We start from the raw sequence: 15,590 nt of genomic DNA, 5'->3' as shown, positions 1-15,590 counted from the left end.
CGGCCCGGCTGCCACCGGGCCGAAACGGGATGGCACGCGGTATCCGGAGGAGGCCAGGGTGTCAGCTGAATCGGGCATCGACCAGGGCCGGTCAGCGTTCCAGGAACAGCGCTGGACCGAAGCCCGTGAGAGCTTCCGCGACGCCGACCGGCGCGGCGGATTGCCCGCTGCCGACCTGGAGCGGCTGGCAACTGCCGAGATCCTCACCGGCAGCGTCCCCACGGGCGTGGACACCCTCACCCGCGCCCACGAGGAGTACCTGGTGATGGGCGACGTCGAGAGTGCCGCACGGTGCGCCGGCTGGATGGGCATGCAGCTGATGTTCCTGGGCGAACCGGCCCGGGCCGGAGGGTGGTTGGCCCGCGGCCAGCGGCTCGTGGATGAACTGGCCGAGCCGAGCGCCGTACAGGGCCTCCTCCTCATCCCCGAGGCCCTGGGCAAACTTTACGGCGGTGATCCTGCCGGCGCTTTGCAAACTTTCTCCCGCGTTGCCGAATTCGGCCAGCGGTTCCACGATAAGGACGTGTCCGCGCTGGGCCTCCTCGGCACCGGTCAGGCCACCCTGATGCTGGGTCACCCGGATAAGGGACTCAAGATGTTCGACGAGGTCATGGTGGCCGTCACGGCAGGTGAACTCTCACCCGTCCCCTCGGGACTGGCCTATTGCGCCGTAATCGGCAACTGCCATCTGGCCTTCGACCTCGAAAGGGCGCTGGAATGGACAGCTGCGCTGGACCGCTGGTGCGGTGCACGCCCCGACATGGTGTCGTTCAGTGGCCAGTGCCAGGCACACCGCGCCGAACTCTTCAGGCTTCACGGGGCCTGGGCCGAGGCGCTGACAGCAGCTGCTTCGGCGCAGGGGCTATCAAAAAAGGGGGATCCGCAGGCGCTCTACGGAGGCTACTACCAGCAGGGCGAGGTGGAGCGGCTCAGTGGAAAACTGGACGATGCCGAAGCTTCCTACCGGCAGGCAGCCAGCACCGGTTATGAGCCACAGCCTGGCCTCGCGTTGCTCTCGCTGGCCCGTGGAAACGCGCAGCAGGCACAAGCAATGGTCCGGAGGGCGGCCGACGCGGCAGACGTCGCTACCCGCAGGCACCTCCTGCCGGCATTAGTGGAAATCGAACTTGCTGCAGCCGACCCGGAGGCCGCGCGGGAGGGCGCCGACGAACTGGAGGCCTTTGCCCGCGAATGTCCGATGCCCATGGTCCGGGCCTCGGCCGCGGAGGCCGATGGCGCTGTCCGCCTCGCCGCCGGGGACGCGGCGGGAGGTGTGCAGCCACTGCGTGAAGCCTGGCGGCTGTGGCTGGAACTCGGGGTGCCCTATGAGGCGGCCCGCTGCCGCGTGCTGATCGGCTCCGCGTGCCGTGCCCTGGGGGACGAAGCTTCGAGTTTGATGGACTTCGAAGCGTCGCACGAGGAGTTCCTGAACCTGGGGGCTGCTCCGGCCGCAGCCTGGGCAGCGTCCCTGATGCGGAAAGCCTCCGGGGCCCGCGCAGGACCCCTGACCCCCAGGGAAGCGGAAGTGCTGCGGCTCGTGGCCTCCGGCGCCGGGAACCGATCCATCGCCGCCGAGCTGTACCTGAGCGAAAAGACCGTGGCACGGCACATCAGCAACATCTTCCTGAAGCTGGGCCTGTCGTCCCGTGCGGCAGCCACTAGCTATGCCTACGAGCACGGACTGGCAGGCTGAACCCACGCACGGACCAGTGGCATTCCGGCTCACCCTGCACAGAATTACCCATCCCTGCCGCTGCCGTAATTGCATCATTTGCCCGACGCGGGCTCCTGGCCCCCGCCCGTAGCCTCAAAGCATGAACCTCCCAGTTCATCCTTAACAATTCCGGGTTCACAACAAAGGAGAGCAGCGATGAATAGCAATGGCGTGACCGGCACGCTGGACACCCTCATTATCGGCGGCGGGCAAGCTGGCCTTGCCATGGGCCACTACCTGCAAAACCAAAAACGGACGTTCCAGATCCTCGACGCCAATCCACGCACCGGTGACGCCTGGCGCCAACGGTGGGACTCGCTCCGGGTCTTTACCCCCGCCAAGTACGACGGACTCCCGGGTGTGCCCTTCCCGGCAGCCCCGCTGACTTTCCCTGGCAAGGACGAGGTCGCCGGATATCTTGAAGGGTACGCCGCAGAACTCGGCCTCCCCGTCATCAACGGAGTCCGTGTGGAACGGCTGTGGAAGGAAAATGACCGCTTCATCGCGGCTGCCAACGGCCGCCGCTGGGCGGCGCGCAACGTGGTGGTGGCAACGGGCTGCAGCCAGGCGCCCAGGGTGCCGGGCTTCGCTGCGGAACTGGGGCCCGACGTCGTGCAGTTCCATTCGAGTGAGTACCGGAACCTCACGCAATTGCAGGACGGTCCCGTCCTGGTGGTGGGGTTGGGGAACTCGGGTGCGGAAATCGCCCTCGAAGTCTCACGGACCCATGCGAGCTTCGTGGCCGGAAAGCCCGGGGGAGAGCTGCCGGTGAAGCACGGCCCGACGGCGGCCCGCTACGTCCTGCCCGTGGTGCGGTTCGTGGGGCTGCACGTCCTGACACTCCGCAACCCGATTGGCCGCAAGGCGGCACCGGCCTTCCTGGCGCACGCTGCGCCCCTGATCCGGACCAAGTCCAAGGACCTCGTGAAGGCCGGTGTCAAGCTAGTGCCGCGGGTCGCGGGGGTGCGGGACGGGTTGCCGGTCCTCGAGGACGGGACCCGGCTGGCGGTTGCCAACGTCATCTGGTGCACCGGATACCGGGACGACTTCGGTTGGATTGATTCGTCAATGCTCGACGACGGAGCGCTGCCCCGGCAGCAGCGTGGCGCGGCGCTGGGGACCCCTGGCCTGTTCTTCCTGGGCCAGGAGTTTATGTACTCGGCGGCGTCCGCGACCCTTCCCGGAGTGTGCCGCGATGCCCGCCATCTGGCGGCGAAGATGCCGGCCCCGGTCAACCGCGGGTCTGCCGTAGCTGCCGCCTGAGCTGCCGGGCCGTTGCGTCGGGCAGCCGCCTGGAGACCACACGGTAAAAGAGGAGGACGGCCACGGCGGACACAACGATGCCCACGAGATTCAGCAGCAGTTGGAAAGCCGACCCTGCCGCTTTCTGGAATTCGCCCAGGACCAGGGCGACCGCCACGAAACCGGCCGCCGGGACGGTGGTGACCGAGATGAAAACACCGATGAGCGCCGCCGACCGGCGGCTGATGACGGAAAGCATTCCGGCGGCTCCGGCCAGGACGGCCACGATCAGTGAATACGGTCCGGGGTGGTAGATGAACTCGACGGCGGACCCGGTATCCAATGCATCGGCGGGAAATAAGCCCAGGGGGACGGACAGCCAGGCAGTCAGTGCCGCCAGCAGCATGGCCACGGGAAAACCCACGGCCAGCGCCACGGCAGCCCGGCGCCCCAGGGCCCACTGCCGTCTCGCCAACGCCACTGCCAATGCAGCCAGCGGGCCGAACTCCGGCCCCACGGCCATGGCCCCAACGATCGCAATGGTGGAATTCGTCACGATGCCGATCGCGGCGAGCTGTGTGGCCAGTATCAGGAAGGCGAGATAGCTCCAGGTGAGCCGGGAGTCCTCGCCCGTCTGGTGGCTGACTTCGTCCCAGATCATGGCGTCCGCGCCGTCTCCGGGTGCGGAAGATTCTGCCTTCTCCGCACGCCGGGACAACACCAGCTCCGGCATGGAAATGACGATCGAGCCCACCTCCTGCACCTTGAGGACGTGGAGCTTCTCAAGCAGTTCCTCCACCGCCTCCCTGGCAGCCTGCACCTCGATGACATCGCCCTTGGGCACCAGGGACGCGCCCGGGAAGAACGCTGTCTCGGCCGTCCCCACCTGCTCCTGGCAGGCCTGCAGCGCTACCGCCGCCAGCTCTTGGGGCACACAAATCCGCAGCTGGACAATCACGTCCGCTCCCTTCCCTGGTAGTGGCCAGCTTAGTTCGTGCGGCGCGGGGCCTGGGCGGATCTGATTGGCCTTGAACCTTGCCAGTCCGTAGGCTTGATGTTTTTGCCAGCCGGTCTTGAGGGGTCACTTGTGTTGATTGCGGGAAGAGAGGCTGGCCCGGGCGGTACGGCAGAGGCCACCAGCGCCCGCCGGAAACCCACCTTCCGTCCCGAAGTCCAGGGGCTCCGCGCGCTCGCAGTCCTGATGGTGGTGACCTACCACGTGTGGCTTGGCCGGGTTTCAGGTGGTGTGGATATCTTCCTCCTGATCTCGGCCTTCCTGCTGACGTTGTCCTTCGTCCGGAAGGTTGAAGCGGGGACCTCCCTCAACCTCCTCCGGCACTGGCTGCATCTCTTCAAACGGCTGCTTCCGGCCGCCGTCGTGGTGATCCTCGGTGTCCTCGCCGGCACCTGGCTGATCCTCCCGCAAAGCCGCTGGCCCGCAGTGCTGGATCAGGCCTGGGCGTCGCTGCTCTACCGGCAGAACTGGCTGCTGGCAGACACCGCCGTGGACTACTACGCCCAGGACCATGCCGGTGCCAGCCCGTTGCAGCACTTCTGGTCCCTGTCCATCCAGGGGCAGGTCTTCATCCTGTGGCCGCTCGTCTTCGCCGGTTCCGCCGTGGTGTGGAAGCTCCTCCGCCGGCGGTTCAACACCAGCTACAGGGCCGTGCTGGCGGCCGCGTTTACCGTCATCCTTGCAGCCTCGCTGGTTTATTCAATTGACCAGACAGCCACGAACCAGGCGTACGCCTACTTCGACACACGGGCCCGGCTGTGGGAATTCGCCCTCGGCTCGCTGCTGGCGCTCAGCCTGCCGTTGCTGAACCCGGGCAAAGTGCTCCGCCTGGTGCTCGGCTGGGCCGGCCTGGTGGCCATGATCTCCTGCGGGCTGGTGCTGACAGTGGACCGGGCCTTCCCGGGATTCGTGGCCTTGTGGCCCACGCTGGCCGCGGCAGCGATCATTGTGGCCGGCCAAAGCGGCAGCCGTTTTGGCGTGGACCGCTTCCTGAGCTGGAAGCCGCTGGTTTCACTTGGCGATAACTCCTACGCCCTCTATCTGTGGCACTGGCCGGTCCTGGTGCTCGCGCTGGCCGCAACCGGCGTCGAGTCACCCAACCTCAGCCAGGGCGGGGCGATCATTGCCGCCTCAATAGTCCTGGCCGTCCTCACCACCCGCTTTGTCGAAAAGCCGCTCCGCGAGTGGCGCTGGCCGCAGGTGCGCAGCTGGCGTACCGCCGTCGTCGTCTCAGCCTGCTGCGCCGTCCTGGCCGGACCGGTGGCGGTCTGGCAGACGAGCCTCACCGAGGAGGAGGCTGCCACCGCGACGCAGCCCCGGGAACTGACGCCGGGGGCGGCCCAACTCACCCAGGGGAACGTCGGGGGGCCGGCTCCCGCGGCGCGGATCATTCCCGCGCCGGCGGCCCTCGACAACGACTGGGCGGGGATCCACGCGCCCTGTATCGACGGAAACGCGACGCCGGATCCCGTCCTGGAAGGCTGCCGGCAGGAGGTCCCGTCCGGCGAGGCGACCAAACGGATTGTGGTGCTGGGGGACTCGCACGCCCAGCAGTACCTGGCAGCCCTGGCCCCCATCGCGGAGGCCCGGGGCTGGGAACTTGTCACGCTGCTGATGCCTGCCTGCCGTTTCGGCGCGGAGTCCGAGACCCGGAACGCCGAGTGCAACGCCTACAACCGCGCCAGCACGGCGTACGTGCTCGAACACCGTCCGGATGCCGTGTTCACGGTGGCCACGCTGACCCATGAGGAAGCCCCGTTCGAGACTGAGGTCCCCGCCTACCTCGAAGGAATCCAGCCGATCGCCGACGCCGGCATCGAGATCGTCGGGATCCGGGACAACCCCCGGTTCGCCTTCAACATGCCTGAGTGCGTCCAGCGCCACTCCCCGGGCGCCCCGGCCTGCAATCCGCCGCTGAACGAGTCCCTGGTCGATCCTTCGCCGTTGGAGAGCTATCGCGGCAAAGTCGACGGCCTGCACCTGATGGACCTGAGCGATTTCATCTGCGCCGGCGGCATCTGCCCGGCCGTGGTGGGGAACGTCTACGTGTACAAGGACGACAACCATCTGAGCCGGACGTACGTCGAAAGCATGATCCCCATGTTCGAGGAGCGGCTGCTGGCAGCCACAGGCTGGAAGTGACCCTCTGGCTGAGCGGGTGGGGAGTGCCCTTGCTCACAATGCGCTCCCGGAATAGGGGGAACGGCTGCGAGGTTCTAATATTTACTCAAAGCTTTGCGCATGGCTTCCGTGCGTGCGGCACCCGACGTATTAGGCCCCTGCACCGACCAGTCCCGTAATGACGGGCTGGTCATCAGCTGCAACCCCTACCCGAGAACCCAAGACCAAGGTAAGAGGCGCACTCATGACCCAGCCCGAGCACAACCCCTTCGGCTTCATCGGCCTGACCTACGACGACGTCCTGCTCCTGCCGGGCCACACGGACGTCATCCCGTCCGAAGCTGACACGTCGTCACGGATTTCCAAGCGGATCTCCGTTCACACGCCGCTGCTGTCCGCCGCCATGGACACCGTCACCGAATCGCGGATGGCCATTGCCATGGCACGCCAGGGCGGCCTGGGCGTCATCCACCGCAACCTCTCCATCCAGGACCAGGCCGACCAGGTCGACCGCGTCAAGCGCAGCGAGTCCGGGATGATCACCAACCCCCTGACCATCGGCCCGGAAGCCACCCTGGCGGAACTGGACGAGATCTGCTCGCAGTACCGCGTGTCCGGCCTCCCCGTGGTGGACGAGGGCATGCGGCTGCTCGGCATTGTCACCAACCGCGACACCCGCTTTGTCCCCGAAGCCGACTTCCCGCTGCGGCTGGTCAGCGACGTCATGACCAAGATGCCGCTGATCACCGGCCATGTTGGCATCAGCCGTGAGGAAGCCTCCCACAAGCTGGCCACCAACAAGATTGAGAAGCTTCCGCTCGTTGACGAGCAGGGCCGGCTCAAGGGACTCATCACCACCAAGGACTTCACCAAGGCCGAGCAGTACCCGCTGGCCACCAAGGACGACGAGGGCCGGCTCCGCGTTGGCGCCGCCATCGGCTTCTTCGGTGACGGCTGGGAACGCGCCATGGCCCTGATCGATGCCGGCGTGGACGCCCTGTTCGTTGACACGGCCAACGGCCACTCGCAGGGCGTGCTGGACATGATCCGCCGCCTCAAGTCTGATCCCGTGGCAGCCCACGTGGACATCATCGGCGGCCAGGCAGCCACCCGCGAAGGTGCCCAGGCACTGATCGACGCCGGCGCCGACGGCATCAAGGTGGGCGTGGGTCCCGGTTCCATCTGCACCACCCGCGTGGTGGCCGGCGTGGGCGTTCCGCAGATCACCGCCATCTATGAGTCCGCCAAGGCAGCCATCCCAGCCGGTGTGCCCCTGATCGCCGACGGCGGCCTGCAGTACTCGGGCGACATCGGCAAGGCGCTGGTGGCCGGCGCCGACACCGTCATGCTGGGCTCCCTCCTCGCCGGCTGCGACGAGTCCCCGGGTGACCTGATCTTCGTCAACGGCAAGCAGTTCAAGCTCTACCGCGGCATGGGTTCCCTCGGCGCCATGCAGACCCGTGGCAAGAACACGTCCTACTCCAAGGACCGCTACTTCCAGGCGGACGTCTCCGGTGACGACAAGCTCATTCCCGAAGGCATCGAAGGCCGTGTCGCCTACCGCGGCCCGCTCGCTTCGGTGGCCTACCAGCTGGTGGGCGGCCTCCGCCAGACCATGTTCTACACCGGCGCCCCCACCGTTCCGGAGCTCAAGGCGCGCGGCAAGTTTGTCCGGATCACGCCGGCGGGCTTGAAGGAATCCCACCCCCACGACATCCAGATGACCGTGGAGGCGCCGAACTACGGTTCGCGCTAACGAGCGTGTCTGAGCTGCGGCCGGCCCGGACGCCCAGCCGGAAACTTGCCGTGAGGCCCTACGCCCGGGCCGTGGCGCAGGTCCTGCGCGTTAGCTTCCGGGCCTCGCCCGCCGCCGTCGTGATGAAGGTGATGGGGTCGCTCATCTCGGCGACGCTCCCGCTGGTGACCACCTACTTTGCGGCGCTGACCACCACGGCCCTGGCGGCTGCCTACGCCGGCGATGCCGCGGCGGGCCAGCAGGCAATCGTGTACGTGATCATCACTGCCGCCCTGGGACTGTTCTGGGGCGCCTTCAGCAGCGTGGACCGGTACATCCAGCAGCTCATGAGCTTCAAAGTGGGCGCCATCGTCGGCGACCAGATGTACGAGCGGTTCCTGGCGCTGGAGTTCTGGCGCTACGACGACAAGGAGACCGTAGACCTGTACGACCGCGCCAAACGGTTCTCCGACTCCTACGCCAGGGTCCTGGACCGGATCGCCGCGATCTTCACCCAGCTGGTTTCGGTGATCCTGGCGGTGGGTGCCCTGCTGCTGGTCAGCTGGTGGATCGCCGTGATTGTCCTGGTGGCGATCGTGCCCAGCGTCTACCTGCAGTTCAAGCTTTCCCGGGAGCAGATCGCGCATTGGAACACGCAGGTGGATTCGCGCCGCCAGCGCCGGATGATCGAAACGAACCTGCTCCGCCCGCAGCACATCGCGGAGATGCGGCTGTACGGGATCGTGGGCTACCTGATGGACTTCCGGTCCAGGCTGCGGGACGCTGACGAGCGCCGGCGCCTCGACTTCCAGAAGCGCTATATCCCGAAGCAGCTGGCCGCCGATGCGCTGCAATACGGTGCCGAAGTGGTTTCGCTGATCTGGGTGGTGGGGCAGATCATCGCGCGGGCCCAGCCTGTGGGCCAGTTCCTGTACGTCCAGCAGATTGTCAGCCGTGCCCTGTCCACGGCCAACAACCTGGTGTCGTCGCTGAGCTCCATCGATGAGGACCTGGCGAACCTCAAGGACTATGAAGTGTTCATGGCGCTGCCCGTGCACTCCCGCCATGCCCCGCCGCTGCTGCGGTCGCCCAAGGTTGTGGAGCTGAGGGACATCCGCTTCACCTACACAGGCAGCGACCTCGAGGTGATCCGCGGCATCAGCATGACCATCCGGGAAGGGCAGCACATTGCCATCGTGGGGGAGAACGGTGCCGGGAAGTCCACCCTGATCAGGATTCTCGCGGGGCTTTACGCCCCGGACTCCGGGCAGGTAATGCTCGACGGCGTCGATCTCGCCGCCGTCGATGTCACCTCCTGGCACCGCCACCTCGCCGTGCTGAGCCAGGAATTCCTGAAGTACGAGTTTGCCACGGCCGCGGATAACATCCGCTTCGGCGACGTCGATTCGCCACCGGATGATGACCGGATCCGGCGGGCGGCGGCCGACGCCGAGGCCCTGGAATTCATCAACAAGCTGCCGAACGGCCTGGACAACCACGTCAGCAACTGGATGGAGGATCCGCGCGGCCGGAAAGGCAGCGGACTCTCCGGCGGGCAGTGGCAGCGGCTCGCGATGGCCAGGAACTTCTACCGGAACGCCGAATTCATGGTGATGGACGAGCCAACCTCAGCCATTGATGCGCTGGCGGAGCACCGGATCTTCACCCGGCTGTTCGCCGACCGCGGCAGCACCATCATTGCCATCAGCCACCGGCTCGCCACCATTGAGAAGGCGGACATCGTCTACATGCTCGAGGATGGCCAAATCGTGGAACAGGGCACGCATAAGGAACTGGTTGCGCTGCGCGGCCGCTACTTCAGGATGTTCGAGTCCCAGCTGAGCCTCGACGCCCAGAGCGGGCCATAACCCGCGTTGAGCTAAGGTCCGCGCCATGTGGCCAGATCGCCTTTCACCGCCGCGCGGAGAGCCGGGTCATCGGCGATTCAGCCACCGGGAATATACATCGGCGCTGTTCTTCATGAGCCGCCCCGTATAGGCCAGCCCTGCAGCCGTCCCCAGTGTCACCGCGACGAGCATGCCGAGCAGCGGGACCGCCTCCACTGACCCGCCCATGGGCGTCAGCAGCAGCAACGCGCCGATACCCAGTGCGCTCGCGGCAAGGAAAAAACGGACCATGCCGGGAGTAATGCGGATTCCCTGTTCCACCCGGGGGATGTCCGAGGCCGGCTTTGGCGGTTTGCGGGTGAACCGCGGCCAGGTAGTGAAGATCCAGCCCAAGGCCGCGAAGACCCCGCCAAGGATCACCATGACCACGCCAATTTCCGCGCTTTGTCCCAGGACCGTGGCCAGTCCGGCGTGCACTGCTCCTGCGGTCGCCAGCACGGCGGGGTACCACCACGCCGAGAACACCCAGGACCGGCGCTGGCCGAAGCCGAAGGCCGCCGCGCGGGGATCCGTGGCCGTGCCCGTCATGCCGATGCCGATGCCGACAGGAGAGCGCGGACAACGGTCCCGGGTTGTTCGCCGTCACGCAGGTCCCTGACCGTTAGCTGCCCGCTCTCGTCCAGCGGCGCCGCAGCCAGTTGGAGGCTGCCGTCTTCGAGCACCTTGATGTTTGCCACAACGGGGTCCGCGCCGCCGTCGTACCTGCGGGAGGTGACGATCCCGCCGGAGGGCACCTTGGCTGTTTCCACGGCGTCGGTGACGGTGGCCTCCACCATGTCCAGGGTGGCGGCGTCGTCACTCATCGGCAGGCACACATATTCGCTCAGGGGCCGCAGGAACAACGCCACCCTGCCCGCCGGGGATTCAGCAATGTAGGCCGGGGCCACAGCGTCCGGACCCACCCTGGTGATGTCGAACCACAGTGTTGCGCTGCTGAAGACCCGGGCAAGGTAGCCCGCGGGACCGTGCAGGGTAATCTGCTCGCCGTCAACTGATGCGGTGTCCCTGACGTTCAGGGTGCCCACGCCGGCCCGGACCAGGTCGTGGTCATCAGGGAGGTCCGCGAGCCCCAGGACGCGCCGGGTCAGTGCCGTTCCCGCCCCCGGTTCGAAGGCGAGCAGGGCAAGGACCTCGTGGCTCGTGACGCGGTACGCCGTGTCGGGCAGTTTCTGCTCAGTCATGTGATCCTCATGTTGTCCGCTGGCGGTGCGCATTTCGTCGGGGCCGGCCCCCGGTTCTAGCCGAACCCGAGCTTACCGCCGACCCAGCCGAAGGCGTCCTGGGCGCCGCCGGCCAGGTCCTTCACCCCATTGGCCACCCCGCCGGCCAGGTCCCTGACTCCGCCGACCACTCCCGCACCAAAGTCCCAAATCCGTTTGGTTACCGGAATATCCCCCGATGCCATGGAGGCGAGTCCCCACAGGAGGCCGGCCCCGCCAATGGCCGCCGCCACCGGCAAGCCCACGCCAGTGGCGGCGGCCACGCCCGCGGCTATGGCCAGCCCGCCACCGACTGCGCCGTCCGCCACACGGAACGGATCACGGTTTTCAATGCCCGATGCGATGTCCAGCACGCCGAAGGCAGCGCCAAGAACAGCCAGGCCCTTACCAACGACCTTCATGGCATCGAAGAACTTGCTCGTTCCGGCTGCTACGTCGGCCAGGTCAAGGTTCCAGCTGAACTTGTCCGCGACGAACTGGAGTGCGCTGGCAATGTCCGACGCGCCGCTGCCGTCATCGACCCACTTTTCAAGCAGCCACTCAAGGCCCGACGGCGCGTGTTCATAGTTGGGATCGGTAAAGGCATCGGTCCATTGCCGTTCCGGAGCGTCCGATCCCGGGGTGCCGGGTCCGGGAGCTGCAGTTCCGGGTGCGGGCTGGCTTGCACCCGGGCCCGAGGCGGCGCCGGCCTTCGAGTTGCTGGCCCGGTCCTGTTCGTCAGCGTGAACCAGCAAAGACCTGGACTCCTGTTGCAGGGATTCCGACGTCCTGGTGAGCATCGGACGCAACACGGACGTCCACTCGTTGCGGAACCTTGCCCCGTCGTCGCCCTTCCAGATGGCTGACTGCACGAGCGAATTTACGGTGGTCTCCACGGTCTTCAGGCGTGTGCCGGACTGTCCCAGCGACTTGGACAAGGCGCGGAGCTGCTCGATGTCAGCACCGTAGATGCCTGGCGCCATGTCGTCCCCCAAATTTTGTTCTCCGGCCGTCCGTGCCGGCCTGCTGTTGCCTTCAAAGTATTTCATTGCGGCGCCCACCGCGATGGGGACCGGTTCCCATGGGCCGCCGTCCGCTCGGAGAAGGTCCGCTGGGATAACCTAGAGCAGTGACTTACGAGATCGAGATCGGCCGTGGCAAGCGTGGGCGTCGTGCCTACTCCCTGGATGACATTGCGATCGTCCCTAACCGTCGTACCCGCGACCCCAAGGACGTGTCTGTCTCCTGGCAGATTGATGCCTACAAGTTCGAGATGCCCGTGATCGCGGCGCCCATGGATTCGGCCATGTCCCCGGAGACGGCCATCGCCCTGGGCCGCCTGGGCGGACTCGGCGTCCTGGACCTCGAGGGCCTCTGGACCCGCTACGAGGACCCGCAGCCCATCCTCGACGAGATCGGCGCCCTCGAGGACGAGGTCAACAGCCCCGCGGTAACCGGCCGCATGCAGGAGCTCTACCGGGCCCCGATCCAGCCGGACCTGATCACGTCCCGCCTCGCCGAGATCCGCGCCGCCGGCGTGACCGTGGCCGGATCGCTGACGCCGCAGCGCACCCAGGAACACTACAAGACCGTGGTGGCCGCCGGCGTCGACATTTTTGTCATCCGCGGGACCACCGTCTCAGCCGAGCACGTCTCGAAAGAAGACGAACCGCTGAACCTCAAGCAGTTCATTTACGAACTCGACGTCCCGGTGATTGTGGGCGGCGCGGCCGGCTACACGCCCGCCCTGCACCTGATGCGGACCGGCGCCGCCGGCGTCCTGGTCGGCTTCGGTGGGGGAGCCACCGCCACCACCCGCCGCGCGCTCGGTATCCACTCGCCCATGGCTTCGGCAATCTCCGACGTCGCGGCCGCGCGCCGTGACTACATGGACGAATCGGGCGGACGCTACGTCCATGTCATCGCCGACGGCGGCATGGGCACCTCGGGTGACATCGTCAAGGCAATCGCCATGGGCGCCGACGCCGTGATGCTCGGAAGCGCGCTCGCGCGGGCCGAAGAGGCTCCGGGCAAGGGCTGGCACTGGGGCCAGGAGGCCCACCACCTGGAACTGCCCCGCGGGGACCGGGCCAATGTGGGCACTGTGGGGCCGCTCGAAGAGGTGCTTTTCGGGCCGGGCCACCACACCAACGGCACGTCGAACCTGATCGGTGCGCTTCGCCGGTCGATGGCCACCACGGGATACTCGGACCTGAAGGAATTCCAGCGCGTCGACGTCGTGGTGTCCCCGTACACCGGTAACTAAGGGTCCGCAGACGCCTGCCCAACTGCGCGGCAACGAAGTAGTGTGGGTTTACTACCGGCAGCAGCGGCAAGGGGAGGCGTTCCATGAACAGTGTTCCAAACGAAGGCGGTGCCCTGGGGCCCGCCGCCCGGGAAGCATCGATTGCCCGGCTGAGGGCCACATCCGAGCCAGGCAACGAACTGGACATCCTCATTGTGGGCGGCGGGATCGTCGGGACCGGTGCCGCCCTGGATGCGGTGACCCGCGGACTTAGCGTGGGAATCGTGGAGGCAAGCGACTGGGCTGCCGGCACGTCGTCGCGGTCATCCAAGCTGATCCACGGCGGCCTGCGCTACCTGGAAATGCTGGACTTCGGGCTGGTCAAGGAAGCGCTGCAGGAACGCGGACTGCTGCTTTCGGAACTCGCGCCGCACCTGGCCCGGCCGGTGCCGTTCCTGTACCCCCTGACCAAACCGTTCCTCGAACGCCCCTACGTGGGGGCCGGCATCGCCCTGTATGACCTGATGTCCATCTCCAACGGGCACCGGCGGGGCGTGCCGTTCCACAAGCACCTCAGCAGGCGCGGCACCCTCCGGGCCGCGCCCAGCCTCAAAAAAGATGCCTTTGTAGGCTCAATCCGCTACTACGACGGCCAGGTGGACGACGCAAAATACTGCGCCAACCTCATCCGGACCGCAGCCCACTACGGCGCCCATGCGGTGAACCAGATGGCCGTGGTGGATTTCCTCCGTGAAGGCGAACGCGTGGTGGGTGCCAAGGTGGTCAACCACGAGGATGGTACGCAGTTCAACATCCGGGCCAAGCAGGTCATCAACGCCACCGGGGTGTGGACTGACGAAACCCAGGCCATGGTCACGGACCGCGGCCAGCTGAAGGTCCGGGCGTCCAAGGGCATTCACCTCGTGGTGCCCCGCGACCGGTTCCAGTCCACCGTTGGCCTGATCCTGCGCACGGAAAAATCGGTGCTGTTTGTCATCCCGTGGGGCCGGCACTGGATCATCGGCACCACGGATACCGACTGGCACCTGGACAAGGCCCATCCGGCGGCGTCCAGCAAGGACATCGACTACATCCTCGAACATGTCAATAAGGTGCTGAAGCGCCCGCTGACGCGGGAAGACGTCGAAGGGGTCTACGCCGGGCTGCGTCCGCTGCTGGCCGGTGAAAACGACTCCACGGCCAAGCTCTCCCGTGAACATGTGGTGGCCCACCCCGTACCCGGCCTCGTGGTGGTGGCCGGCGGCAAATGGACCACCTACCGCGTGATGGCCAAGGACGCGGTGGATGAAGCCACCCGCACCATGGATGAGCGGGTCCCGCCGAGCTGCACCGAAACCATCCCGCTGCTCGGTGCCAGCGGATTCAAGGCCGCGTGGAACCGGCGGAGCCGGACCGCCGAGGAATCCGGCGTCCATGTGGCCAGGGTGGAACACCTGCTCAACCGTTACGGTTCCATGACGCCTGAAGTGCTCGCCATCATCAAGGAACGGCCCGAACTTGCAGAGCCGCTGCCCGGCGCCGACGATTACCTGCAGGCGGAGGCCGTCTACGCCGCAACCCACGAAGGCGCCCGGCACGTTCATGATGTCCTGACCCGGCGGACCCGCATTTCCATTGAATCGTGGGACCGTGGCGTGTCCGCGGTGCCGGTAGTCGCTAAACTGATGGGCGAAGTCCTCGGCTGGAGCGATGTGCAGCGCGAAAGCGAAATCAAGCACTACATCGCCCGGGTTGAGGCCGAACGGCTGAGCCAGCAGCAGCCGGACGACGAATCAGCCGACGCCGCGCGCCTGGGCGTGGAGGACATCGTCCCGTTGCGCTGAGGAGCCGGCATCACACTTCTCACCTGACCGAAGGAACACGCCTTGGCCGAACCACTTGACCGGTACGATGCCGATCTGACCACCTCCGAACTGGTGATTTTGGAGTTGGAGGCAACGGACAAGGCGGACGCTGCGGCGCAACTCGCAGAACGGCTCTTCGCAGCCGGCCGGGTCACGGACCTGCCGGGCTTCCTTGAGCACGTCAACGCCCGCGAACACCAGCTCGCCACCGGCCTGCCCGGAGGAATCGGCCTGCCACATGCCCGCAGTGAGTTCGTCTCGCGGACGTCGATCGCCGTCGGGATCACCAAGTACGGGCACGCGCTCGACTTCGGTGCCGCCGACGGTCCCGCCACCGTCATCCTGCTGATCGCCACCCCGGCCAGTTCGTTCTCCGATCACCTCGAAGTGCTGGCCACGCTGGCACGTTCACTGTCCAAGGAGTCCTTCCGGGAGTCCCTGCGGCGGGCCTACGACGCCGAAGTGATCGCCGAGCTGATCAACTCGAGCCTGGTGTTCTTCGACCACTAGAGATTGGGGCAGGCCCTTTCGTGTCGACTCCGTCGCC

At 66.6% G+C, this 15,590-nt stretch carries 12 protein-coding genes; 8 read left to right on the top strand and 4 right to left on the bottom strand.

The window, feature by feature from the left end:
* Nucleotides 1–58: 58 nt before the first annotated feature.
* Together IAQ70_RS21635 and IAQ70_RS21630 are read left to right on the top strand one after the other, a co-directional pair.
* Complete coding sequence (locus IAQ70_RS21635) at nt 59–1,693, top strand: LuxR C-terminal-related transcriptional regulator (RefSeq protein ID WP_190992016.1); 1,635 nt, start codon at nt 59–61, stop codon at nt 1,691–1,693.
* 177 nt (nt 1,694–1,870) lie between these two features.
* A complete protein-coding gene (locus tag IAQ70_RS21630) occupies nt 1,871–2,977 on the top strand; it encodes a flavin-containing monooxygenase (RefSeq protein ID WP_190992015.1) in 1,107 nt (368 codons plus the stop codon).
* Here the strand turns inward: IAQ70_RS21630 and IAQ70_RS21625 are convergent.
* Nucleotides 2,946–3,914: a DUF389 domain-containing protein gene (locus IAQ70_RS21625; RefSeq protein ID WP_190992014.1), complete on the bottom strand. Its 969-nt coding sequence runs from the start codon at nt 3,912–3,914 to the stop codon at nt 2,946–2,948. The two genes, IAQ70_RS21630 and IAQ70_RS21625, sit on opposite strands and share 32 nt — an antisense overlap.
* Before the next feature lie 135 nt (nt 3,915–4,049).
* Between IAQ70_RS21625 and IAQ70_RS21620 the strand changes: the two genes are divergently transcribed.
* The 3 genes from IAQ70_RS21620 (at nt 4,050) to IAQ70_RS21610 (ending at nt 9,695) form a co-directional block, all read left to right on the top strand.
* On the top strand, nt 4,050–6,113 hold the full coding sequence (locus IAQ70_RS21620) for an acyltransferase family protein (protein WP_407682613.1): 2,064 nt from the start codon (nt 4,050–4,052) through the stop codon (nt 6,111–6,113).
* A 223-nt stretch (nt 6,114–6,336) separates the two neighbouring features.
* Nucleotides 6,337–7,848: an IMP dehydrogenase gene (gene guaB, locus IAQ70_RS21615; RefSeq protein ID WP_190992012.1), complete on the top strand. Its 1,512-nt coding sequence runs from the start codon at nt 6,337–6,339 to the stop codon at nt 7,846–7,848.
* Complete coding sequence (locus tag IAQ70_RS21610; protein WP_407682612.1) at nt 7,791–9,695, top strand: ABC transporter ATP-binding protein; 1,905 nt, start codon at nt 7,791–7,793, stop codon at nt 9,693–9,695. The genes guaB and IAQ70_RS21610 overlap by 58 nt, the downstream gene beginning before the upstream one ends.
* Nucleotides 9,696–9,761: 66 nt before the next feature.
* Here IAQ70_RS21610 and IAQ70_RS21605 read toward each other — a convergent pair whose 3' ends face one another.
* Genes IAQ70_RS21605 through IAQ70_RS21595 form a run of 3 tightly spaced genes read right to left on the bottom strand, consistent with a single transcriptional unit; the run spans nt 9,762 to nt 11,916 of the window.
* Nucleotides 9,762–10,262, bottom strand: coding sequence for a hypothetical protein (locus IAQ70_RS21605; protein ID WP_190992010.1), 501 nt, complete (start codon nt 10,260–10,262; stop codon nt 9,762–9,764).
* Nucleotides 10,259–10,915, bottom strand: coding sequence for a hypothetical protein (locus tag IAQ70_RS21600; RefSeq protein ID WP_190992009.1), 657 nt, complete (start codon nt 10,913–10,915; stop codon nt 10,259–10,261). The genes IAQ70_RS21605 and IAQ70_RS21600 overlap by 4 nt, the downstream gene beginning before the upstream one ends.
* Nucleotides 10,916–10,971: 56 nt before the next feature.
* Complete coding sequence (locus IAQ70_RS21595) at nt 10,972–11,916, bottom strand: WXG100 family type VII secretion target (protein WP_190992008.1); 945 nt, start codon at nt 11,914–11,916, stop codon at nt 10,972–10,974.
* A gap of 146 nt (nt 11,917–12,062) precedes the next feature.
* Between IAQ70_RS21595 and IAQ70_RS21590 the strand changes: the two genes are divergently transcribed.
* The 3 genes from IAQ70_RS21590 (at nt 12,063) to IAQ70_RS21580 (ending at nt 15,553) form a co-directional block, all read left to right on the top strand.
* The gene (locus IAQ70_RS21590; protein WP_190992007.1) at nt 12,063–13,199 is read left to right on the top strand and encodes a GuaB3 family IMP dehydrogenase-related protein; all 1,137 of its coding nucleotides are present in this window, start codon (nt 12,063–12,065) and stop codon (nt 13,197–13,199) included.
* Between the two features lie 83 nt (nt 13,200–13,282).
* On the top strand, nt 13,283–15,022 hold the full coding sequence (locus tag IAQ70_RS21585; protein ID WP_190992006.1) for a glycerol-3-phosphate dehydrogenase/oxidase: 1,740 nt from the start codon (nt 13,283–13,285) through the stop codon (nt 15,020–15,022).
* A 42-nt stretch (nt 15,023–15,064) separates the two neighbouring features.
* On the top strand, nt 15,065–15,553 hold the full coding sequence (locus IAQ70_RS21580; protein ID WP_190992005.1) for a PTS sugar transporter subunit IIA: 489 nt from the start codon (nt 15,065–15,067) through the stop codon (nt 15,551–15,553).
* Nucleotides 15,554–15,590 lie beyond the last annotated feature (37 nt).

This window comes from Pseudarthrobacter sulfonivorans, assembly GCF_014712225.1.
GTDB lineage: Bacteria > Actinomycetota > Actinomycetes > Actinomycetales > Micrococcaceae > Arthrobacter > Arthrobacter sulfonivorans.
This window is presented reverse-complemented; position numbering and strand designations above follow the sequence as displayed.